This window comes from Pseudodesulfovibrio cashew, assembly GCF_009762795.1.
In the GTDB taxonomy this organism is placed as follows: Bacteria; Desulfobacterota; Desulfovibrionia; order Desulfovibrionales; family Desulfovibrionaceae; genus Pseudodesulfovibrio; species Pseudodesulfovibrio cashew.
This window is the reverse complement of the sequence record NZ_CP046400.1, coordinates 3,243,799-3,264,682: the sequence shown is the minus strand read 5'-3', so window position 1 is coordinate 3,264,682 and position 20,884 is coordinate 3,243,799. Positions and strand designations below refer to the sequence as shown.

Below are 20,884 nucleotides of genomic sequence, written 5' to 3'. Positions count from 1 at the left end.
ATGAAGAAGATTCGCGTGCTTGTAGTGGATGATTCCGCTGTTGTCAGGCAGACATTGGTGGATATTTTGAACTCGGATCCAGCCATCGAGGTCATGGGGACCGCTTCCGATCCCTATGTGGCGGCTCAGCGTCTCAAAAACGAGATCCCGGACGTCATCACCCTGGATATCGAAATGCCGCGCATGGACGGATTGACCTTCCTTGAAAAGCTGATGAAGCAACACCCCATTCCGGTTGTCATCTGCTCTTCGGTCGCGGACAGGGGGACCTCCAACGGCATCAAGGCGTTGGAGCTCGGTGCGGTGGAAATCATCACCAAGCCCAAGGTCGGCACAAAGAAGTTTCTTGAGGAATCGTCCATCCGCCTCATTGACAAGGTCAAGGCGGCGGCCAGCACCAGGGGCAGGGTAAAGCCCCTGGCTGATGTGAAACCGATGAAGGTAGCCCCTAAATTAGACGCGGATGCGGTGATTCCCATGGGTAAGACACAGAATCTTTCGGCAACGGAAAAAATATGCCTTGTGGGTGCTTCTACGGGCGGAACCGAGGCCCTGCGCATTTTCCTCGAAGCTCAGCCTGTGAACTGTCCGCCTATCGCCATCGTCCAGCACATGCCTGAGCATTTTACGGCAGCTTTTGCCAACAGGCTTAATGGGATCTGCCAGATCAGCGTCAAGGAGGCTGTGGACGGCGACCCCATGATGCGCGGTCAGGCACTCATTGCACCCGGCGACAAGCACATGCTGCTCAAGCGTACCGGGAACAAATATCATGTCGAGGTCAAGGCGGGCCCGCTGGTTTCGCGTCATCGTCCCTCGGTGGACGTTCTGTTTCGGTCCGGTGCGCGCTACGGAGGCAAGAACGTGGTTGCTGCCATCATGACCGGCATGGGCGATGACGGTGCCAAGGGTATGCGCGAATTGTATGATTCGGGGGCCTATACCATCGCTCAGGATGAGGCGTCGTGTGTCGTCTTCGGTATGCCTCAGGAGGCCATCAAGCACGGCGGCGTGCACAAGGTCATGACGTTGACCGGCATCGCCGGAGAGATTGTCCGGGCTTGCGGTTAGGTTTTTTCTCTCTTGAGTCAAAGGCCTCCGGAGGTTTCTTCCGGAGGCCTTCTGTTATTTCTGATTGTGCCGGTATAGGATGACGTCCACGGGTTCGCGTGTGACCATGCCCTCACCCATGACCTTGTCGAGGAATTCGAGCAGCGGGGCGGTGCGCTCCGGGTGATCCACAATTTCAACCACCACGGGGAGGTCCTCCGAGAGACGGAGAATCTTGCTGGTATGGACCCGGCTGTTGGCTCCGAACCCACTCAAGCCGCGATAGGCCGTGGCTCCGGCCAGCCCCAGTTTCCGCGCCTCCTCCACTATGAGATCGGCCATGGGGCGGCCCTTGTACTTGTCGTCTTCGCCGGTGTAGACCCGGATGCGTTCCGCTTGTTCCAGTAGTTTCATGCTGTGCTCCGTTTTCTAGAGAAGCCTTCCCACGGCGATCCCCGCCAGGACAAGTGCCAGCCCGGCGACGGATTGGCCCACCACGTTTGCCATGGCCATGATCATTTGTCCGGACTTGACCAGCCCAGCGGTCTCGAACATGTAGGTGGAAAAGGTCGTGAACGCGCCCATGAAGCCGGTCAGGCACAACAGGCGAATCTCGCTACCGGGCAGGAGCCGATTCTCGAAGAAGCCCCAGACCGTCCCGAAGAAGAGGCAGCCGAGCATGTTCACGGCAAAGGTTCCCGCCGGAAATGAACCGCCCGCCAGGCGTTGGGCCACTCCCGAGAGCCAATACCGGGAAAGGGTCCCGGCAGCGCCACCGATACAAAGGTAGAGAATTTTCGTAAACATGTGCTAATCCTTGACGCACCTTAGCAAGATGAAGAGAGAATGCCAATGTCCCTTGAATGTGAATTGAAATATCTTGATGCGAACCTCGAAGCGCTTTCCATGCGTCTGCGCGAAGCAGGAGGAGATTCGACCGGGCCGTACCTCGAGTCGAATCTCGTATTCGATGATTCGGAACGTTCTCTCAAGAAGGCGGGGACTTTGCTCCGGCTCCGGGAGAAGCGGGGCCGGGCGGTGTTGACCGTGAAGAAGCTGCCCGACGAACCTCATCCGTCGGCCCTCAAAGTCTTCGAGGAAATCGAGACCGGGGTGGACGATTTTGACGCCATGCGTCTTTCGTTGGAAACAGTGGGTTTTTCCGTGGCTTTCGGGTACGAGAAGGTGCGGGAGAAATGGTTGTTCATGGGATGCGCCGTCTGTCTTGACCGGTTGCCGTTTGGCGATTTCGTGGAGATCGAGGGAAGCGAGGAGAGCGTTCCCGCCTGTGCGGCGGCCCTCGGCCTGGACGACAACAGAACGACCAAGTCGACCTATCATGCCCTCAATATCGAACACCGGGCCGTTAACGGCCTTGAACCGGATGAGAATTTTCTCTTTTCCGGGGCGAAAAGGGAGGAAATCCTCCGTCAAATGGGGAAAGATTGACCCGCTCCTCTCGACAGGTGGGGAAAAGGAATTTATATTGGGTGCTAAAGGATAAAAAAGGATTGTTGGAGTGTCATCGAAATGAGCGACCCTGTTACCGGCGACCGGTCCGATGCCGAGCTGCTTGACGAGCATGAAGTCAAGGAGCCTCGGAAATATAAGGTCCTGCTGCATAATGACGATTATACGACCATGGACTTCGTGGTCGAGGTCTTGATTCGGGTGTTTCGCAAGAGCGAGGCCCAGGCAACGGCGATCATGTTGTCCGTGCATAACCAGGGGTATGGCGTTTGTGGCGTCTATACCGCCGAAGTAGCCGAAACCAAGGTTGATTTGGTTCATAGGCTGGCAAAGAGCGCGGGATTCCCGCTCAAGTGCAGCATGGAAGGTGAATAGATTATGACGATGCTGAGCAAGGAACTGGAAAGTGCGTTGACGTCCGCCGTCAACGAAGTCAAGCGGAGGAACCACGAGTTCCTCACGCTGGAACACCTCCTGTATGCCATCTCCATCGGGGAGCAGGGCGAGGAGATTCTCGAGGCCTGCGGTGCCGAGTTGGAACGGTTGCGCGACCAGTTGGGCCGATTTTTCGTGGAGAACATGGAGGCGTTGCCCGAGGGGACCGAGACCGAAGTCATCCAGACTCTGGGCGTCCGCCGTGTTCTTCAGCGCGCCGTGTGGCAGAAAAAGGCCTCCGGCAAGACCGTGGTCGACGTGGGCGACGTGCTCGCGGCCATGTTCGATGAGGAGGACTCCTACGCGGTCTACTTCCTGCGCACGCACGACATCTCCCGCCTCGACATTCTGGAGTTCATCTCTCACGGCATGTCCATGGGCAAGGATTGGGATGACGTGGGTGAGGAACAGCCTTCCAAGGTCGACCCGCTTGAGGGGCGTCCCGGCGAAAAGAAGTCTCCGCTGGAGGAGTTCACAGTCAATCTGACCGAACGGGCTGCCCAGGGGCTCATCGACCCGCTGATCGGTCGTGCCGACGAGCTGGAGCGCACGGTGCAGGTCCTGTCCCGCCGCCGCAAGAACAATCCGATCTTCGTAGGTGATCCCGGCGTGGGCAAGACCGCCATGGCCGAGGGGCTGGCCCTCATGATTGTCGAGGGCAACGTGCCTGACGATTTCCTCAATGCCGAGGTCTACTCTCTGGACATGGGGTCGCTTCTGGCGGGCACCAAGTACCGTGGTGACTTCGAGGCGCGGCTTAAGGGTGTGCTGGCACAGCTCAAGACTCACAAGGACGCCATCCTCTTCGTGGACGAGATCCACACCATCGTCGGCGCGGGAGCCGTTTCCGGCGGGTCCATGGATGCCTCGAACATTCTCAAGCCGCTGTTGCAGTCCGGTGAAATCCGCTGCATCGGCTCTACCACCTTCGAGGAGTACAAAAACCATTTCGAGAAGGACCGCGCCCTGTCGCGCCGGTTCCAGAAGATCGAGATCAACGAACCCACTGTGGAAGAGACCATCGCCATTCTCAAGGGACTCAAGCCTCACTATGAGGAGTTCCACGGTGTCAATTACACCCATTTTGCACTCAAGGCGGCTGCTGAGCTTTCCGAGCGACATATTACCGATCGGTTCCTGCCCGACAAGGCAATCGACGTCATGGACGAGGCGGGTGCGCTTTACAAGCTCTCCACCAGGTCGCGCAAGGGTGACCGGATCAAGGTGGCCGACATCGAAAAGATCGTAGCCCGCATGGCCCGCATTCCGGCCCGCAGGCTGACTGTTTCGGACAAGGCCCGGCTTCAGTCCCTTGAGGATGATCTCAAGAACGTGGTTTTTGGTCAGGACGAGGCCGTCAGGGCTCTGTCCAAGTCCATCAAGCGTTCCCGTGCAGGCATGCGCCAGGCCGGCCGGCCCGTCGGGTCTTTCCTGCTCACCGGCCCCACCGGCGTGGGCAAGACCGAATTGGCCCGTCAACTGGCCCAGACCCTGGGTATCGGTTTCCTGCGTTTCGACATGTCCGAGTATATGGAGAAGCACGCTGTGGCCCGACTTATCGGTGCGCCTCCTGGCTATGTCGGTTTCGACCAGGGCGGTCTGCTCACCGAGGGCGTGCGCAAGAAGCCGCACTGTGTAGTCCTGTTCGACGAGATCGAGAAGGCCCACCCGGACGTCTTCAATATCCTGCTCCAGGTCATGGACTACGCCACGCTGACCGACAACAATGGGCGCAAGGCCGATTTCCGCCACGTCATCCTGTTGATGACTTCCAACGCGGGTGCGCGGGAGATGTCCAAGAGCGCCATCGGGTTCACGCGCAACGAGAACGCCGACCGCAAGGGCGGTGCCATCAAGGCCCTGGAAAAGCTCTTCAGTCCGGAATTCCGCAACCGTCTGGACGCCATCGTCACCTTCAAGGCGTTGGAGCAGCCGGTCATGGAACGGATCGTGGACAAGTTCGTCAAGGAGCTCAACGACCAGTTGCAGGACCGTCGCGTGGTGGTCGTGCTGACCGACCCGGCGCGTGCGCGGCTGGCCGAGCTTGGCTACGACACTTCCATGGGAGCCCGTCCCATGGCCAGGGTCATTCAGACCGAGATCAAGGATTTCATCGCCGACGAGCTGCTCTTCGGAGAGCTGGTCAAGGGTGGCGTGGTCACCGTGGATGTGGCCGGGAAGTCCAAGGGCAAAAAGAAGATCCCCGCCGTCAACGAATCGGGTGAATTTGTTTTCACTTTCGATCCGACGGGCAAGATTCAATAATCCGACTGCAACGGAATCAGGGGGTGGCATTGCGCCGCCCCCTCCTTGTATTGAGCGAGTGGCATGACCATCTACCGTCTATTCGAGGAACCCATTTTCCCGGACCCGGAAGAGGCCGAGCCTGACGGATTGCTCGCCGTGGGCGGCGATCTCTCTCCGCAACGTCTGCTCACGGCCTACGCCAACGGTATTTTCCCCTGGTACGCCGAGGATTCCCCCATATTGTGGTGGTCCACCAATCCCCGCTTGGTGCTGTTGCCCGAAGAGTTGCATACGCCGCGCAGTGTCCGCCGTGTACTGAACAGGGGTGAGTTTTCTTTCACTCTTGATACCGACTTCGAGGCGGTCATCCGAGGCTGTGGCACATCCTGTCGGCCGGAGCAGGAGGGAACATGGATCGTACCCGAGATGCAGGAGGCCTATATCCTGTTGCATCGCCTTGGATACGCACATAGCGTGGAGGCATGGCGTGATGGGGAGTTGGCTGGCGGTCTGTACGGTGTCTCACTCGGTTCCGCCTTTTTCGGGGAGTCCATGTTTTACCGAGTACCCAATGCCTCGAAAGCGGCCTTTTGCACTTTGGTCCGGCAGTTGCGTGTCTGGGGGTTCACTCTCATCGATTGCCAGCAGACCACAAGCCATCTGCTCCGGTTCGGTGCCCGCGAGTTGCAGCGCTTTCGGTTTCAGGCCATGCTCCGGGAGGCCATGGAGAACCCCACGCGCGAAGGGCGTTGGGCCTTCGACGACCAATCTTGCTGCCAGCCGGGTTCCTGATCAGTCTTCGACGATGGGCGGGTGCTGGTTCAGGTCGTAGAGTCCCTTGATGGGCAGCCCCAGAGAGTAGCTGGGGATTCTTTCGAATTCGATCAGGCCGACGGATTTATTCGGCGTCAGCTGAGAAAGGCCGGCAAGCCCAGCCGGGACCGGGAAGGTCAATGGTGTGGAGCGTATCCCTCTAAGCCTTGTGGAATACTGCTCTTTCAGATACTTTATGATACGGTCGCGCTCAGCGGCGGTAAAGGATTCCATGATCACGCGCCTGCTGGACTCTGCGTCCTCCGTGCCGCTGATAAGCCGGGTCCAGTCTACCCCTTCCTCCATGGCGGTTTCCCAGGAGCTTCGAAAGAGGTGGACCTCCACGTCACGGCGGCCTTTGAAGCTCTTTATGACCATGGACAGCGAGTGGACAAAGGGGACGGGTGGCGTTTCTTCAGGCTGTATGATGATGATTTCCATTACGGTCGCTCCGTGTTGCTTTTCGGGTATCTATAACAATTGATTACGCGTTTCAGCGAATTTCCTCAAGTGGGACGAGATATATTCATGCCGGATTTCAGACTTGTCAGCGATTTTACTCCCAAGGGAGATCAGCCGGAGGCCATCGAGGAGCTCACGACGGGGTTGCGCGCAGGGGTACGAGATCAGGTTTTGCTTGGCGCCACCGGTACGGGCAAGACCTTCACTATGGCCAACGTAGTGGCCGGACTGAATCGGCCCGCCCTGGTGCTCGCGCCCAACAAGACACTGGCCGCGCAGCTCTACACCGAATTCCGTTCTCTCTTTCCCGATAATGCTGTCGAGTACTTCGTAAGTTATTATGACTATTACCAGCCTGAGGCCTACCTGCCGCACTCGGACGTCTACATTGAGAAAGATTCGTCCATAAACGACAATATAGACAAGCTCCGGCACTCCGCCACCCATGCGATCCTGACCCGGAGCGACGTGCTGGTCGTGGCCTCGGTTTCCTGCATCTATGGATTGGGCTCACCCGATTTTTATGCCAAAATGGTCATCCCTGTTGAAGAAGGGCAGACCATGGCCATGGAGTCCCTTTTATCGCGGCTGGTGGAGATTCACTATGAGCGCAACGACTATGATTTCCATCGCAGCACATTCCGCGTTCGGGGAGACGTAGTGGAAATCATCCCGGCCTACAGCCGGGAGAAGGCCTTGCGCATAGAGTTCTTCGGTGACGAGATCGACTCCATTGCCGAGACCGATCCGCTGACCGGCGAAGTCAAGGACCGCCTTCGCAAGACCGTCATCTATCCAGGCAGCCACTTCGTGTCCGACCGTGAAAACCTGGATCGCGCGGTGGATGACATTCGCAATGAATTGCAGGTGCGCCTGGCCGAATTGAAAGGCGCGAACAAGCTGGTCGAGGCCCAGAGGCTGGAACAGCGGACCATGTATGACCTCGAGATCATAGAAGAGCTTGGCTACTGCAACGGCATCGAGAACTACTCCCGCCACCTTGACGGGCGGACCGAGGGACAGCCTCCATCCACCTTGCTCGACTATTTCCCGGAAGATTTCATTCTGTTCGTGGACGAGTCCCATATCGCCTTGCCGCAGGTGGGCGGGATGTATAACGGCGACAGATCACGCAAGACCACGCTGGTGGATTTCGGATTTCGGTTGCCCTCGGCCCTGGACAACCGTCCGCTCAACTATGAGGAATTCCAGGGTCGGGTGCATCAGGCCGTCTATGTTTCGGCCACGCCCGGTCCCTTGGAGCTGGACCTGGCTCAGGGCGTCGTAGTGGAACAGATCATTCGTCCGACGGGACTGCTTGATCCTGAGGTCGAGGTCCGAAAAGTACAGGGACAGATTGACGATTTACTGGCAGAATGTAAAAAGAGACAGTCACGGGACGAGCGGGTTCTGGTCACCACTTTGACCAAGCGCATGGCCGAGGATTTGAATGATTATCTCAACTCCATGGGCGTTCCTGCTCGTTACCTGCATTCGGATATCGACACCCTGGAGCGCATGGCCATCATCCAGGCTCTGCGGGCGGGGGAATTCTTCGTGCTGGTGGGAATCAACCTGCTTCGGGAAGGGCTCGATATACCCGAGGTGTCCCTGGTTGCGATTCTGGATGCGGACAAGGAAGGGTTCCTGCGTTCCAACCGGTCTCTTATCCAGACTTTCGGCAGGGCGGCGCGCAATGTCGGAGGAAGGGTGATCCTCTATGCGGACAAGGTCACCGGGTCCATGGCTGAAGCCATGGAGGAGACCGAACGGCGGCGTGAAAAGCAACAGCAATATAATGTTGATCACGGCATTACGCCCATGACCATCCGCAAGAAGGTGGAGAATCTGTTCGGCGAGTTGGGAGGCGGTAGCGGCCAGACCGTGGCCATGGCAGCCGAGCCCGCCGCCGAGTATGGCTCGGATCCGAAAGTATTGCGGAAGACAGTCAAGCGGTTGGAGCGGGAAATGCGAGAGGCCGCCAAGGAGCTGGCCTTCGAGCGGGCGGCCGAACTTCGGGACAGCATAGCCTTGTTGCAGGAAAGAATTTTGGAGCTGGGGTAGGGGATATGGGCGATGTGTTTCACAGACGGATGCTCAGGCTGAGGGCGAAACTCGGGTCTTTCTGGAGTGTCGTCCTCGGCGTCGTATATCTGTTCATCGTCTTCCTGATCGGGATCGCCTTTTACATGGGCTATGAGGACTGGGATTTTGTCAGTTCGTTTTACATGGTGGTCATCACTCTTTCCACCGTCGGCTACATGGAGGTCAACCAGCTCTCCGAGGCAGGGCGGCTTTTCACGGCCTTCCTGATCATGGGTGGCGTGGGCGGTTTCGTCTATATTGCCGGTGCGTTCGCTCAACTGCTCATCGACGGGCGTTTGCAAATAATGTGGGGTAAGCACAAGATGCTCAAAGAAATCAGTAAGCTGCGAAATCATTTTATCATTTGTGGCTATGGGCGAATCGGCACCATCGTGGTTCAGGAGATCATGAACGAGGGACATGCCGTGGTCGTCATCGAACAGGACCCTGACCTGATCGACAAGCTGGAGCAGGACGGGATTCTGTGCATTGAAGGCGATGCCACCAGCGATGAGACCCTTTTGGCGGCAGGCCTGCTTCACGCCAAGTCGCTCATCTCCGCCCTGACCAGCGAGGCCGCCAACGTCTACGTGACCCTGACAGCCCGCCAGCTTAACCCGGATATTACCATCGTCGCCCGCGCCGGAGACAAGACGCATATTTCACGGTTGGAACTGGCTGGGGCCAATCGTGTGGTCCTGCCTCACTTCATCGGCGGATTGCGTATGGCCCAGAACGTGCTTCGTCCCACGGTGACCAACTTCATCGAACTGGCCGTTCGCGGAGGCATCGACCTGCAGATGGAGGAGCTCGCCGTTACCGCCGAGTCCGAACTGTGCGGCCTGGACCTCATCGACTCCAAGATTCGCCCGCGTTTCAACCTGATCATCATCGCCATCAAGCAGGCCAACGGGGAGATGGTCTTCAACCCCGGCCCCAAGGAAGTCATCCATGCCGGGGACACCCTGCTGGCGGTGGGCAAGAAGACCAACCTGAGCGAGATCAAGGCAATACTTTAACCCTGGCGGATTGCATCGAACCCTATGGCATCATCTGATTTTACCGAACGCGCGGCGTATCTGCGCGAAACTCTCGAACATCACAATTATCTCTATTACGTTCTGGACGCGCCCGAGATTACGGACAGCCAATACGACGAGTTGTTTCGGGAACTGGCGGCGCTGGAAGCGGCCCACCCGGAACTGGACGATCCCAATTCCCCCACCCGACGCGTAGGCGGTGAGCCTGCCGCAGGGTTCACGCCCTATGAGCATGCCGTGCGTATGTACAGCCTGGACAACGCCATGAAGGTGGAGGACTGGTATGCCTTCACCGAGCGCGTTGCCAAAGGCCTCGGTCGTGCGGACGTCGAGTACTGGACCGACCCGAAGATGGATGGCCTGGCCTTGGAGGTTATTTACGAGAAGGGGCGCTACGTCCGGGCGGCAACGCGCGGCGATGGACAAACCGGCGAGGACGTGACCCATAATATGCGCACGGTCATGAACCTGCCCATGAACCTGCGCGGGGGCAACGTCCCAGACCTGTTGGAGGTCCGGGGCGAAGTGGTCATGGCCAACGAGGATTTCGCTGCCTTGAACGAGCGTCAGGAATTGGCCGGGGAAAAGGTGTTTGCAAATCCCCGCAACGCTGCTGCCGGGTCCATTCGTCAACTTGATCCCAAGGTCGCTGCGTCCAGACCTCTTCGCTTTCTGGCCTACGGCGTCGGTCGAGTTGAGTGGGGCGGGCCGCTGTTTAGCTGGACCTCGCAAAAGGAGATCATGGATGGGCTTGGAGCATTCGGCTTTTCCATCCCGCCCGAGGCCCGGCTGTGCGGTTCCAAACAGGAGGTCGCCGACTATTTTCTCGAACTTGGGGAACGACGCGCCGCTTTGCCGTTTGAAATTGACGGTGTCGTTGCCAAGGTGAACAACCTGGAGATGCAGCGGGCGCTCGGCTTTACGTCCAGGGCACCGCGTTGGGCATTGGCCCTGAAGTTTCCTGCGCACCAGGCCAAGACGGTGCTCAAGGACATTCGTATCCAGGTCGGGCGCACCGGTGTGCTGACCCCTGTGGCGGAACTGGAGCCGGTTCCCCTGGCCGGAGTGACGGTGAGCAACGCCACCCTGCACAACAAGGGCTACATCCGGGAGCGGGATTTTCGCATAGGCGACACCGTGCTCATCCAGCGGGCCGGGGATGTCATTCCGCAGGTCCTGTCCGTGGACCTGGAGGAACGGCCCTCCCATGCCGAGCCCTACGTCTTTCCCATGACCTGTCCCGTTTGTGAGAGCGATGCCTATGAGGACGGCGAGGCCGTGCGCTGTTCCAATCCGGCGTGCCCGGCCAAGACCGTACAGCAGATCATCCATTTCGTGTCCAAGGCCGGGCTCGACATGGAAGGGGTGGGCCGCAAGTGGGTGGAGCGTCTGGCCGTGGACGGTGTGCTTGATACGCCCGCCGATCTCTTTTCTTTGAAGAAGACCGATCTGCTTCGTTATGAAGGCATGGGAGACAAGTCTGCTGATAACTTTATCACAGCCATTGCCAAGGCCCGGGAAGAGGCTCCGCTCTGGCGGCTTGTCGCCGGATTGGGCATTCGCCACGTGGGCGAGCAGACGGCGCGCACCCTTGCCGCCCATTACGCCGATCTGGACGCCATTGGTGCGGCTACACAAGACGAGTTGCAGGATCTGGAAGATGTGGGGCCCAAAGTGGCCGAAAGCGTTCATCGCTTTTTCCAGAGTGAGCCGACCAGAAAGCTTCTAGCCGAGTTCAAGATGGTGGGCTTTTGGCCGGTGGGCTCCATCGATACGGAAACGGAAGAGGACGCGGCAAAGCAGCCGCTTGCAGGAAAGGTTTTCATCTTTACAGGGAGTTTGCCGGATATGACGCGCACGCAGGCCCAGGCTCTGGTTGAGGAGCGGGGCGGCAGCGCGGTCAAATCCATATCCAAAAAGGTGGATTTTGTGGTAGCCGGAGAAAAGGCTGGCTCCAAGATCGCCAAGGCGGAGAAACTCGGACTGACCGTGATCGATTTTGACGGGTTCATGGCTTTGCTTAATGAATCCGAATAAATATTTAACAAGCAGGAGTATGCAATGACGACAAATATCGTGATTTTGGGCGCCAAGGGGCGCATGGGCAACACGCTGGTCAACCTGACTTTGGCTGACGATGAACTTAACCTGGTGGGCGCGTGCGAGCGCAAGGGCAACGCCGGGGGCATCGATTTTGACGGCTGCACCGCTTCGGACTGCCTGGAGGAGCTTCTCCCGGAGGTGCCCGGTGCCGTGGTTATTGACTTCACGTCCCCCGAGTCCTCTGTGGCCTCGGCCAAGGTGGCGGCCAAGAACGGCAATCCCATCGTCATCGGCACTACCGGCCTGAACAAGGAGCAGCAGGCCGAACTGGCTGAATCGGCCAAGGAGGTTCCCATCTTCTGGGCTCCGAACATGTCCGTGGGCGTCAACGTCCTGCTCAAGATCCTGCCCGATCTGGTTCAGGCTCTGGGCGAAGCATATGACATGGAGATGGTCGAGACCCATCACAAGATGAAGAAGGACTCGCCCAGCGGAACAGCCCTCAAGCTGGCCCAGTGTCTGGCCGAAGCCCGTGGCTGGGACTATGACGAGGTCAAGAAGCACTGTCGCGACGGCATTATCGGCGAGCGCCCGAAGAAGGAGATTGGTGTCCAGACCCTGCGCGGCGGCGACGTGGTCGGCGACCACACCATGTTCTTCTTCGGTCCGGGGGAGAGGATTGAAGTCACTCACCGTGCCCACTCGCGAGAGACTTTTGCCTCCGGCGCGTTGCGTGCGGCCAAGTGGTTGGCGCAGCAGAAGCCGGGCAAGCTCTACGCCATGGCTGACATCTTCTAGGCGAATTTAATACTGACAAGAGAAAAGGGGCTCCCGTAGGGAGCCTCTTTTTTGTTGAATACTATTTCTTCGAAAGCGGTGTCTCTTATTTGAGCCGGTTATTTCTAGAGTAAGAAATCACAGAATGGGAGAGAGCAGGCGGGCGCACTTGACTGCAGTCTGATAGACGATGTTCTTTCGATCATATTCCTTGGTATCCGTTTCCTCACAGCGGGCGAAATCCCGTTCGAGCATCTCCTTGATCTGCCGATTGAAGGCAGCGTTCTCCACGAGCATGGTCAGTTCGAAGTTGAGGCGGAAGGAACGGTTGTCCAGGTTGGCGGTGCCCACTCCAGCCAGGGTGTTGTCCGCAAGAAAGACCTTTTGGTGCAGGAATCCCTGATTGTAGCGGTAAACGCGGATACCGGGAATATCCAGGTCGTGGAGACAGGCGTAACCGGCCAGGTAGACGAGTAGATGGTCAGCCTTTTCCGGGAGCATGATGCGGATATCCACGCCGCGCATGGCCGCCAGTTGAAGTGCCTTGGTCACTGCGCTGTCCGGTACGTAGTAGGGACTGGCGATCCAGAACCGCTTGCGGGCCGCGTTGATGGCGCGGATGAACATGAGAGAGCAGGATTCCAGTTCGTCGGCGGGCCCCGTGGCCAGAGTCAGTACGTCGGCATCACCTGCCACCGGGGGCACGGTCATGTCCAACTCCAGCATCTCACCTGTGGCCCAGTACCAGTCTCGGGCAAAACTCATGCGCACTCCCAGCAGAGCCGGGCCGCTGATGCGCAGGTGCGTGTCGCGCCACCCGTTAAATTTCTTTGTTATGCCGAGGTATTCGTCTCCCACGTTGTGCCCGCCCACAAAGGCGGTGTGTCCGTCCACGACTACTATTTTGCGGTGGTTTCGGAAATTGAGCTGCAACCTGTTGCCCCATCCCCGCGTGGTATGGAAGGGGTGGGCTTGGACGCCGCTTGACCGCAACTCTTCCCAGTAGGCGGCGGGAGTGTCGTGGCAGCCGATCTCATCATACAGGAAGTGGATACGGATTCCCTGCCGGGCTTTCCGTAGGAGCAGGTCTTTGAGGCTTCTGCCCAGTCCGTCATCGTGGACAATGAAGAATTGGAGGAAGATGTAGTGCTCAGCGCTTTCTACTGCCTTGAAAATGGCATCGAAGGTAGCCTTGCCATCCTCGAGCAATTCCAGAGAGTTGCCTTCCATGAAGGGAATGCCTGCCAGAGTTTCGAAGGCACAACGCGGCAAGTGGGGATTCCGTCGTTCCGAAAGCCGTTTTATGGCTGGCAGGGGATGGTCGTCGCCCACCAACTCCCGGAAGCGTTCCTCGCCCTCGCGCATGACATCCACGTATCCGTGGAATTTGCGCCGCCCGAATACCCAGTACAGGGGCAGCGTCAAGACAGGAAACGTAACGAGGGAGATGGCCCATGCTACGGCCCCTTGTGGTGTCCGCGTATCTCGCACGGCGAAAACCGCGTTGATGATGGCGGTTATTTCTATGACAGTGTAGGCGGCGCTGAGAGCCGAAAGCAGGAAGTGGATGTCTGTTTCGAACATGGCTGATAAATAACAGAAAAAAATGGTGAGCGGAATATACTCTCTTGCCGTTACTGAAGATATGTGATCTCTCTTTCCCCTGAACGGGAGAGATTGAATGAACAAGAGAGTTTCGGAAGAGTCGAGAGAACATCCTTTTGTGCGCAGGCCTAACAGGACGCTGCTCGGTCTGGCGTTGCCGGTATTGTTTTCCCTTGTGGCCGAACCTCTCACCGGCTTGGCGGATACGGCTTTCGTGGCACGTTTGTCCGGTTCGGAACCCGTGGCCGCGCTGGGGGTCGGGACGGTGGCCTTTTCATCCATTTTTTGGGCCTTCACGTTTCTCGGTATCGGAACCCAGACGGAAGTGGCCCAGGCTGTTGGCGGCGGACATCACGAGCGGGCCGTGAAGGTGGTCTCTTTGGCTGCCGCCATGGCTACGGGCATAGGCGTCATTCTGATGCTGGCGGCCTTGCCCGTGCTGAGTCCCATCGCAGCATTGCTTGGCGGTGAAGGCGCGGTGAACGATCTTGCCTGTCAATACATGTACTATCGATTGTTAGGCGCGCCCGCCGTGCTGGTAACTCTTGCCTGTTTCGGGGCACTCCGGGGTGTCCAGGATATGCGTACGCCCCTTTTCGTGGCCGTTGGAATCAACCTGGTCAACGTCCTGCTTGATTGGTGGCTCATCTTCGGGGCAGGGCCTGTGGCTCCCATGGGCGTGGCCGGTGCGGCAATAGCCAGCACGGCGAGTCAGTGGATCGGTGCGATCTGGACTCTGGCCGTGGTCAAGAAACGCCTCGGTCTGACCATGGATATACGCGGTGCGGGCGTGGCGAGACTGATGAAGATCGGCGGGGACCTCTTTGTGCGAACTGGTTCGCTTTTGGTCTTTTTGGCTCTGTGTACGCGGGTTGCCAACAAGGCCGGGGCCGATGAGGGCGCCGCCTATCAGGCAATTCGGCAGTTCTTTTTGTTTTCAGCTCTGTTTCTGGATGCCTTCGCCATTAGCGGGCAGAGCCTCGTAGGCTATTTTCTAGGTGCGGGAGACAGGGCTCTCGCTCGGCGAGTGGCGAGAAGCGTCTGTCTCTGGAGTCTGGCAACCGGGGTGGTCCTGTGCGGTGCCATGCTTCTGGGGGAGGCCGGAGTGGCGTGGCTGCTGGTTCCTCCTTCGGCCATGGCTGTTTTCGGTCCTGCCTGGCTAGTGGTCTCTTTGAGCCAGCCCGTCGGAGCGCTTTCCTTTGCGACCGACGGCATTCACTGGGGAACCGGCGATTTTCGCTATCTGCGAAACGCCATGCTGGCCGCGTCGCTGATGGCAGGCGGTGCCGTCATGTACCTGGAGGCCGTCCGTCCCGAACATCTTCTTGTCTATGTCTGGTTGACCACCGCGCTGTGGACGTCTGTACGGGCCGCGTTCGGTCTGGTTCGCGTCTGGCCCGGCGTGGGACGGGCTCCGCTCAGAGCGGATGCCTGACGAATGGGTTTCGTAAGCGGAGTCTAGTGCTCGTCCAGGTAGTTGAACATGAAGGCGTAGGCCCGACGCATCTCCGTTTCCAGCTTGGGGATTAGAGCCTCGGCGGCTTTCAGGTCATGAGCCTTGGCCGCGTTCTCCAGGGCGAGGCAACAGTCGCGCACTCGTGCGACGCCCATGGTTGCCGAACCTCCCTTGAGTGAATGGGCCAAGTGTCGGAGTTGCTCTTCGTTTCCCTCTTCCAGCGCCTTTCGGATTTCTCGCAACCGTTTGGGCTCCTGGGAAATGAAAACCGTGAACATCCGTTTCAGAAAGGATTGCTTGCCTGCCATGGACTCCAGAAATTTGGAATCCATCACCTCGCTTGCCACCGGCTCCATGATGTTTTTGGTTCTTTCTGCAGTCGTCACAGACGTCTCCCTCGGTACCTCTTTTTCTAATCCGTACGGATTCCTATTTCATACGGTACTGAGAAATTTTCGGCAACAGGTTTGCTGAAAAATATGGGGAGGGAGATGCCAATTATTTGCTTTCGAAGCGGATGGTGTTTGATGGCTGGTCCAGGTCGATGTAATGGCTGAGGATCATATGGAATGTCCCGTTTGTTCTGATCTTTTTCAAGCCCTCGTTGAACCGTTGCAGCAATTTTCGTGAACCGGGATACTTCTTGGAAATCATGAGGTGTTGGGGATTGATGCGCCAGGGCGTGGGGGTGGAGGCAAACCGTTCTCGCTGCTCAGGGAAGATGCGTCTGATCAAGCTCCATCCCACCAACTCGTCTTCCGCAAAAAAGTCATTGCGTCGGTCCCATAGTTTCCAGAGTCCCGAGGCTTCTCCCGGCGCATAATCCACCCGGAGACCGACTTTGTGAAAGACTTTTTCGTAGTAGTTACCTGACGTGCCGCCGATTAGGTAGCTCCGCATGGATTCTAGGTTGGTGTAATCGTAGTCTGGAAAAGATTTTTTAAGATAGAAAAAAACATTTCGGCAACTCCAGATGCTGTTGGAGAACCATGCGTATTTTTCCCGCTCTTTGGAGATCGCGTAGGGAAAGGCCCCAAGGTAGGAGCCGGACTCCACCAACATGGCGCATCGTCGCCACGGACGGAATTCAACATGTGCCTTTACTCCCACCTCCTTGAAAGCTGCCACAACCAGTTCCGTCAGAAATCCAGGGTGGTTCTGATCAACATTCACGTATGGGGCGTATTCGTTTGAAAGCAGAACAACGTCTTCCGCCAGTACTGGCGTGGCCAAGAGAAGCAACAGCGTGGGGATGAGGAAGATTTTCGGCATGCTTTATTCCTGTGCCGCTATGTTCTGCGGCCATGCTCGGATGTGTGCAGGTATTGTCGCAGGAGTGCCGGGGAGAGGATAGGACATCAGTTCATCTCTTTTTTGCTCCCTATAGGCTGACCCTATGCGCTTCATAGGCTTTTTGCGGCTAGCGCGCAACAATGGAGTGGAAAATTCACTACATGCAGTTTTCTCTGCTTCGCGCATTTCGTCCGGAGTGGTAAAAAAGGGGGCGGGAACCGATATCGGTTCCCGCCCCTGCTACTATTCGGGTACTTCAATAGACTACATGGAGTAGAGCTTTTCTCCCGGAATGATGGTGATGTTGTTCTTCTGGAGAAGTTCGATGCCCTGCTCAGTACGATCAAAGCGCAGGATAAGCACGGCGGAGTCGCCAGACTGCTGCACAAAGGCATACATGTATTCGACGTTGATGCCGGCATCCTGCAACATGGAGAGAATATTGTGCAATCCGCCGGGGGAGTCGGCAACCTCGACCGCCACCACAGAGGTGCGGCCAACGGTGAAGCCATTTTCCTTGAGCTTGGCTTTGGCCTTTTCGAAGTCGGACACGATCAGCCGCAGGATGCCGAAATCCGAGGTGTCGGCCAGGGACAGGGCCCGGATGTTGACTTCCGCTTCAGCCAGAAGGCGGGTCACTTCGGCCAGGCGGCCCGCTCGGTTTTCCAGAAATATGGAGAGTTGATCTACTTTCATGGTTTTCTCCTTGGATTATGTTCGGTTATCCTTCGTTTCGCTTGTCGACAATGCGTTTGGCTTTGCCGACGGAACGCTCGATTTCCTTGGGGTTGACCAAGGTCACCTTGGCCGTGACGCCAAGGAATTCCTTGATGTTCTTCATTACCTTCGATTCCACACGTTGTAAATTCTTAATCTCGTCCGAGAAGATGGACTCATTGACCTCGACCTGGACTTCCAGGGTGTCCAGGTTGCCCTGACGTGCGACTATGAGCTGGTAATGCGGAGTGAGTCCCTCAGTCTCGATGAGAATGGATTCGATCTGGGACGGGAAGACGTTGACGCCGCGAATGATCAGCATGTCGTCGGAGCGACCTGTGACGCGCTTCATGCGGGCCGTTGTGCGGCCGCATTTGCAGGGCACCGTATTCAGTGTTGTCAGGTCGCGGGTGCGGTAGCGGATCAGGGGGATGCCTTCCTTGGTCAGGGTGGTGAAGACCAGCTCGCCTTCTTCACCCGGGCCTACGGGTTCGCCGGACACCGGGTCGATGGTCTCGGCCAGGAAGTGGTCTTCCTGGATATGCAGGCCGTCTTGGGCCTCGGCACATTCGATGGCTACTCCGGGGCCCATCACTTCGGACAGACCGTAGATGTCGATGGCCGTGATCCCGAGTCGTTTTTCGATTTCCACGCGCATTTCGTTGGTCCAGGGCTCGGCTCCGAAGATGCCGATGCGCAGGGGAAGGTCCTTGATGTTGATCCCCATTTCCTCGCCGGTTTCAGCCAGGAACAGGGCGTAGGAGGGCGTGCAGCAGATGACGTCCGGGGCAAAGTCCTTGAGCAGGGTAACCTGCCTGCGGGTGGCTCCGCCCGATACCGGGACAACCGTGGCGCCCAGGGCTTCCGCTCCGTAGTGAGCACCCAGGCCTCCGGTAAAGAGCCCGTAGCCATAGGCGTTGTGCACGGTGTCGGCGGCGGTGGCGCCGGACGCGGCAAAGGAGCGGGCCATGAGCGCGCCCCAGTTGTCGATGTCGCGCTTGGTGTAGCCGACCACGGTTGCGGTGCCGGTGGTTCCTGAGGAGGAGTGAATGCGCACGATCTGGTCCTTGGGCACGGCGAACATGCCGAAGGGATACTGGTCGCGCAGGTCCTGCTTGACCGTGAACGGGAGCAGGGTGATGTCCCTCAAGGATTTGATGTCTTGAGGCTTGATGCCCTTTTCATCAAATTTCCTGCGGTAGAAGGGCACGTTGGCGTAGACCCGCTCGCACAGGGCCTGGAGACGCCGCAGTTGCAGTTTTTCCAGGTCCTCCCTGGGCAGAGTCTCGTTTTGAATATCGTAGATCATCCTCTCTCCTCCTTGCGGGCCTTCCCTCAGCCCTCTGACGTACAAGAAAAAAAACCACGGAGCCCTGAAGCCCGTGGTTGTATCAGCGAGTCCTGTAACGAAATTCCACGAGCTTCCTAGCGGAGGCTCGTAGACCAAAAGTCGTGTCGGTTACAGGGATTATGCATAGGCGGAAGTTTGTCCGATGTCGCTTTCCGCGTCAAGGGGTTTGTCCCGTTTTGAATGTCTCTTGCGGGAATTCCTGGTTTTTGCGTCCCAGTATGGTAGGTTTCATGCACAAAGGGGAAAGATCGTGCGAAAATCAATGTTCTTAGCCATGTGTATCCTGCTGTCATGGCAGGCGGCTCTGGCAGGGCCGCCCGGCCAAGCGGAATATGCCGAAGTCCTGCACCGGTACGTCCGGGGTGGAAGCGTGGACTATGCCGGGCTTAAGGAAAATCGTAAGCTGTTGGACGAGAGCCTCTCCCGTATGGGGACAGTTGATCCCGAGTCCCTGTCGCGGGAAGGTCAACTGGCATTTTACATCAATCTGTACAATGCGGCCACATTGCGTCTTGTTGTAGACCACTATCCCGTGTCTTCGATCAAGGACATAGGCGGATGGTTCTCTTCGCCGTGGAAGCAGAAGGTGGTTCCGTTGAAGGGTGAACTGGTCTCCCTTGATCACGTGGAACACGAGATCCTTCGACCCCGTTTCCAGGAGCCGCTGGTCCATTTTGCTCTCAATTGTTCGGCGCGAAGTTGCCCGCCCTTGGCGGAGGAGCCGTATGTCGCTGATTCGTTGAAGGATCGGCTTCGTGTTGCAGCCATCACCTTTATCAACGATTCCGAAGGGAACAGGCTGGAAAATGGAAAGCTTTACCTGAGCCGGATTTTCAAATGGTATGCAAAGGACTTCCCCGAGGATGTCGTGAGTTGGCTTCAACAATATGCCCGAGGGAGTCTCAAGGAGAAGTTGGACGCAATGACCGAGAAAGGGAAGACACCGACAGTCAAATATCTCGAATATGATTGGCGTCTCAATGACCGGCCCCGTTAATGGGCGTTGCAGAGGGCGGCAAAGTCCTTTACAAATCACAGGTTGCCAGGGAGGAAAGATGAATTTTAAGGAATTGGTTGCGAAAAACCGGACTCGGCGCATCTTCGATCAGTCTCGTCCAGTGGACGTGGCGGATCTGGTCGATATGGTGGATACTGTGCGGCTGATGCCGTCGGCCATGAACAAGCAACCGCTCAAGTATGTGGTAACCGCCGACCAGGATCAGTGCGCGGAGATTTTTCCCCTGCTGGGCTGGGCCGGATACCTCAAGGACTGGGACGGTCCCGCAGAGGGCGAGCGTCCTACTGCTTACGTAGTTATCCTCCTGGACAGAGATATTGCCTCCACTCCCCATTGCGACCACGGTATCGCCTGTCAGACAATCATGCTGGCGGCGACGGAAAAAGGACTGGGCGGCTGCATCATCGGTACAATCAAGCGCGGAAAGTTGGCCGAGCTCCTCGGTTTGGAGGAGCGCTACGAGATTCTCCTGGTTCTGGCATTGGGCGTCCCCGCCGAGGAGGTCGTGGTAGAACCGCTTCCCTCCGACGGGAAAATCGAGTATTGGCGCACCTCGGACGACAAACATCACGTGCCCAAGCGGTCGGTTGGCGAGTTGCTGGTGGGCCGGTATCCGAACAAACAGGATTGAATTAACTTGATGAATAAAAATAAGAAATACAGTGAAATTCCCAGTGTGGACAAGGCCAGGCTCGTTGCCGAATGGCTTGAGGCCAAGCAGGCGGAGAACATCGTGATCATGGACGTGACCGGCCTTAGCTCGGTTACGGATATAACCGTGGTGGTGTCCGCCCGGGGCGTGAAACACGCCAAGGCCCTGGCCGAAAACATTCTGGAGCGATGCTCCGAGGAGAACATCGAGTTTCTGGCCATGGAAGGACAGAAGACCGGCGAGTGGGTTCTGGTGGATCTCAACGACGTGCTGGTACATATCTTCCTTGATGAATTGCGCGACTTTTACAACCTCGAAGGCATGTGGGGCGAGGCTCCGCGTGTGGAACTCGAAGCCTGAGCGGAGAGCA

General features: G+C 57.6%; 21 protein-coding genes. 13 read left to right on the top strand and 8 right to left on the bottom strand.

Annotated elements, in window-relative coordinates; all coding sequences use genetic code 11:
- Positions 1-1,071: a protein-glutamate methylesterase/protein-glutamine glutaminase gene (locus tag GM415_RS14935; protein ID WP_158949568.1), complete on the top strand. Its 1,071-nt coding sequence runs from the start codon at positions 1-3 to the stop codon at positions 1,069-1,071.
- 54 nt (positions 1,072-1,125) lie between these two features.
- Here the strand turns inward: GM415_RS14935 and GM415_RS14930 are convergent, their stop codons facing one another.
- Complete coding sequence (locus GM415_RS14930) at positions 1,126-1,464, bottom strand: DUF190 domain-containing protein (RefSeq protein ID WP_158949566.1); 339 nt, start codon at positions 1,462-1,464, stop codon at positions 1,126-1,128.
- A 15-nt stretch (positions 1,465-1,479) separates the two neighbouring features.
- Entirely contained in the window at positions 1,480-1,857 is a 378-nt protein-coding gene (crcB, locus tag GM415_RS14925) for a fluoride efflux transporter CrcB (RefSeq protein ID WP_158949564.1), read from the bottom strand.
- A 45-nt stretch (positions 1,858-1,902) separates the two neighbouring features.
- On the opposite strand from crcB, the gene GM415_RS14920 reads away from it, so the two are divergent.
- From GM415_RS14920 to aat, 4 genes are all read left to right on the top strand, one after another.
- A complete protein-coding gene (locus GM415_RS14920; RefSeq protein WP_158949562.1) occupies positions 1,903-2,499 on the top strand; it encodes a class IV adenylate cyclase in 597 nt (198 codons plus the stop codon).
- A gap of 81 nt (positions 2,500-2,580) precedes the next feature.
- The gene (gene clpS / locus GM415_RS14915) at positions 2,581-2,895 is read left to right on the top strand and encodes an ATP-dependent Clp protease adapter ClpS (RefSeq protein ID WP_158949560.1); all 315 of its coding nucleotides are present in this window, start codon (positions 2,581-2,583) and stop codon (positions 2,893-2,895) included.
- Between the two features lie 3 nt (positions 2,896-2,898).
- A complete protein-coding gene (gene clpA, locus GM415_RS14910; protein WP_242012266.1) occupies positions 2,899-5,220 on the top strand; it encodes an ATP-dependent Clp protease ATP-binding subunit ClpA in 2,322 nt (773 codons plus the stop codon).
- 63 nt (positions 5,221-5,283) lie between these two features.
- A complete protein-coding gene (gene aat / locus GM415_RS14905) occupies positions 5,284-5,994 on the top strand; it encodes a leucyl/phenylalanyl-tRNA--protein transferase (protein WP_158949558.1) in 711 nt (236 codons plus the stop codon).
- Here the strand turns inward: aat and GM415_RS14900 are convergent, their stop codons facing one another.
- Positions 5,995-6,456, bottom strand: a complete 462-nt coding sequence (locus tag GM415_RS14900) for a hypothetical protein (RefSeq protein WP_158949556.1) — start codon at positions 6,454-6,456, stop codon at positions 5,995-5,997.
- 87 nt (positions 6,457-6,543) lie between these two features.
- Between GM415_RS14900 and uvrB the strand changes: the two genes are divergently transcribed.
- The 4 genes from uvrB to dapB are packed head-to-tail and all read left to right on the top strand — an operon-like array spanning position 6,544 to position 12,443.
- Positions 6,544-8,541, top strand: coding sequence for an excinuclease ABC subunit UvrB (uvrB, locus tag GM415_RS14895; protein ID WP_158949554.1), 1,998 nt, complete (start codon positions 6,544-6,546; stop codon positions 8,539-8,541).
- Between the two features lie 5 nt (positions 8,542-8,546).
- Positions 8,547-9,581 (top strand): potassium channel family protein, encoded by a 1,035-nt coding sequence (locus GM415_RS14890; RefSeq protein WP_158949552.1) that lies wholly within the window; start codon positions 8,547-8,549, stop codon positions 9,579-9,581.
- 24 nt (positions 9,582-9,605) lie between these two features.
- Positions 9,606-11,639: an NAD-dependent DNA ligase LigA gene (gene ligA / locus GM415_RS14885; protein WP_158949550.1), complete on the top strand. Its 2,034-nt coding sequence runs from the start codon at positions 9,606-9,608 to the stop codon at positions 11,637-11,639.
- 24 nt (positions 11,640-11,663) lie between these two features.
- Positions 11,664-12,443 carry a 4-hydroxy-tetrahydrodipicolinate reductase gene (gene dapB / locus GM415_RS14880; protein ID WP_158949548.1) on the top strand — a complete coding sequence of 260 codons (780 nt, stop codon included), beginning with the start codon at positions 11,664-11,666 and terminating at the stop codon, positions 12,441-12,443.
- A gap of 117 nt (positions 12,444-12,560) precedes the next feature.
- Here the strand turns inward: dapB and cls are convergent, their stop codons facing one another.
- Complete coding sequence (cls, locus tag GM415_RS14875) at positions 12,561-14,006, bottom strand: cardiolipin synthase (protein ID WP_158949546.1); 1,446 nt, start codon at positions 14,004-14,006, stop codon at positions 12,561-12,563.
- 97 nt (positions 14,007-14,103) lie between these two features.
- Between cls and GM415_RS14870 the strand changes: the two genes are divergently transcribed.
- Positions 14,104-15,462, top strand: coding sequence for an MATE family efflux transporter (locus GM415_RS14870; RefSeq protein ID WP_158949544.1), 1,359 nt, complete (start codon positions 14,104-14,106; stop codon positions 15,460-15,462).
- 23 nt (positions 15,463-15,485) lie between these two features.
- On the opposite strand, the gene GM415_RS14865 is transcribed toward GM415_RS14870, so the two are convergent.
- The 4 genes from GM415_RS14865 to GM415_RS14850 all read right to left on the bottom strand — a co-directional run bounded on the left by GM415_RS14865 (position 15,486) and on the right by GM415_RS14850 (position 18,802).
- Complete coding sequence (locus GM415_RS14865) at positions 15,486-15,869, bottom strand: Hpt domain-containing protein (protein WP_242012265.1); 384 nt, start codon at positions 15,867-15,869, stop codon at positions 15,486-15,488.
- 112 nt (positions 15,870-15,981) lie between these two features.
- Positions 15,982-16,755 carry a substrate-binding periplasmic protein gene (locus GM415_RS14860; RefSeq protein ID WP_158949542.1) on the bottom strand — a complete coding sequence of 258 codons (774 nt, stop codon included), beginning with the start codon at positions 16,753-16,755 and terminating at the stop codon, positions 15,982-15,984.
- A 285-nt stretch (positions 16,756-17,040) separates the two neighbouring features.
- On the bottom strand, positions 17,041-17,472 hold the full coding sequence (locus tag GM415_RS14855) for an ACT domain-containing protein (protein WP_158949540.1): 432 nt from the start codon (positions 17,470-17,472) through the stop codon (positions 17,041-17,043).
- A gap of 25 nt (positions 17,473-17,497) precedes the next feature.
- Positions 17,498-18,802 (bottom strand): phenylacetate--CoA ligase family protein, encoded by a 1,305-nt coding sequence (locus tag GM415_RS14850; protein ID WP_158949538.1) that lies wholly within the window; start codon positions 18,800-18,802, stop codon positions 17,498-17,500.
- 184 nt (positions 18,803-18,986) lie between these two features.
- On the opposite strand from GM415_RS14850, the gene GM415_RS14845 reads away from it, so the two are divergent.
- The 3 genes from GM415_RS14845 to rsfS are packed head-to-tail and all read left to right on the top strand — an operon-like array spanning position 18,987 to position 20,874.
- Positions 18,987-19,841 (top strand): DUF547 domain-containing protein, encoded by an 855-nt coding sequence (locus tag GM415_RS14845; RefSeq protein WP_158949536.1) that lies wholly within the window; start codon positions 18,987-18,989, stop codon positions 19,839-19,841.
- 58 nt (positions 19,842-19,899) lie between these two features.
- On the top strand, positions 19,900-20,493 hold the full coding sequence (locus GM415_RS14840) for a nitroreductase family protein (RefSeq protein ID WP_158949534.1): 594 nt from the start codon (positions 19,900-19,902) through the stop codon (positions 20,491-20,493).
- 9 nt (positions 20,494-20,502) lie between these two features.
- A complete protein-coding gene (rsfS, locus tag GM415_RS14835) occupies positions 20,503-20,874 on the top strand; it encodes a ribosome silencing factor (RefSeq protein ID WP_158950967.1) in 372 nt (123 codons plus the stop codon).
- Positions 20,875-20,884: the final 10 nt, after the last annotated feature.

Coding starts and splice junctions, on each gene's coding strand:
- GM415_RS14935 (WP_158949568.1), top strand. CDS start 1: ATGAAGAAGATTCGCGTGCTTGTAGTGGATGATTCCGCTGTTGTCAGG.
- GM415_RS14930 (WP_158949566.1), bottom strand. CDS start 1,464: ATGAAACTACTGGAACAAGCGGAACGCATCCGGGTCTACACCGGCGAA.
- crcB (WP_158949564.1), bottom strand. CDS start 1,857: ATGTTTACGAAAATTCTCTACCTTTGTATCGGTGGCGCTGCCGGGACC.
- GM415_RS14920 (WP_158949562.1), top strand. CDS start 1,903: ATGTCCCTTGAATGTGAATTGAAATATCTTGATGCGAACCTCGAAGCG.
- clpS (WP_158949560.1), top strand. CDS start 2,581: ATGAGCGACCCTGTTACCGGCGACCGGTCCGATGCCGAGCTGCTTGAC.
- clpA (WP_242012266.1), top strand. CDS start 2,899: ATGACGATGCTGAGCAAGGAACTGGAAAGTGCGTTGACGTCCGCCGTC.
- aat (WP_158949558.1), top strand. CDS start 5,284: ATGACCATCTACCGTCTATTCGAGGAACCCATTTTCCCGGACCCGGAA.
- GM415_RS14900 (WP_158949556.1), bottom strand. CDS start 6,456: ATGGAAATCATCATCATACAGCCTGAAGAAACGCCACCCGTCCCCTTT.
- uvrB (WP_158949554.1), top strand. CDS start 6,544: ATGCCGGATTTCAGACTTGTCAGCGATTTTACTCCCAAGGGAGATCAG.
- GM415_RS14890 (WP_158949552.1), top strand. CDS start 8,547: ATGGGCGATGTGTTTCACAGACGGATGCTCAGGCTGAGGGCGAAACTC.
- ligA (WP_158949550.1), top strand. CDS start 9,606: ATGGCATCATCTGATTTTACCGAACGCGCGGCGTATCTGCGCGAAACT.
- dapB (WP_158949548.1), top strand. CDS start 11,664: ATGACGACAAATATCGTGATTTTGGGCGCCAAGGGGCGCATGGGCAAC.
- cls (WP_158949546.1), bottom strand. CDS start 14,006: ATGTTCGAAACAGACATCCACTTCCTGCTTTCGGCTCTCAGCGCCGCC.
- GM415_RS14870 (WP_158949544.1), top strand. CDS start 14,104: ATGAACAAGAGAGTTTCGGAAGAGTCGAGAGAACATCCTTTTGTGCGC.
- GM415_RS14860 (WP_158949542.1), bottom strand. CDS start 16,755: ATGCCGAAAATCTTCCTCATCCCCACGCTGTTGCTTCTCTTGGCCACG.
- GM415_RS14855 (WP_158949540.1), bottom strand. CDS start 17,472: ATGAAAGTAGATCAACTCTCCATATTTCTGGAAAACCGAGCGGGCCGC.
- GM415_RS14850 (WP_158949538.1), bottom strand. CDS start 18,802: ATGATCTACGATATTCAAAACGAGACTCTGCCCAGGGAGGACCTGGAA.
- GM415_RS14845 (WP_158949536.1), top strand. CDS start 18,987: ATGTCGCTTTCCGCGTCAAGGGGTTTGTCCCGTTTTGAATGTCTCTTG.
- GM415_RS14840 (WP_158949534.1), top strand. CDS start 19,900: ATGAATTTTAAGGAATTGGTTGCGAAAAACCGGACTCGGCGCATCTTC.
- rsfS (WP_158950967.1), top strand. CDS start 20,503: ATGAATAAAAATAAGAAATACAGTGAAATTCCCAGTGTGGACAAGGCC.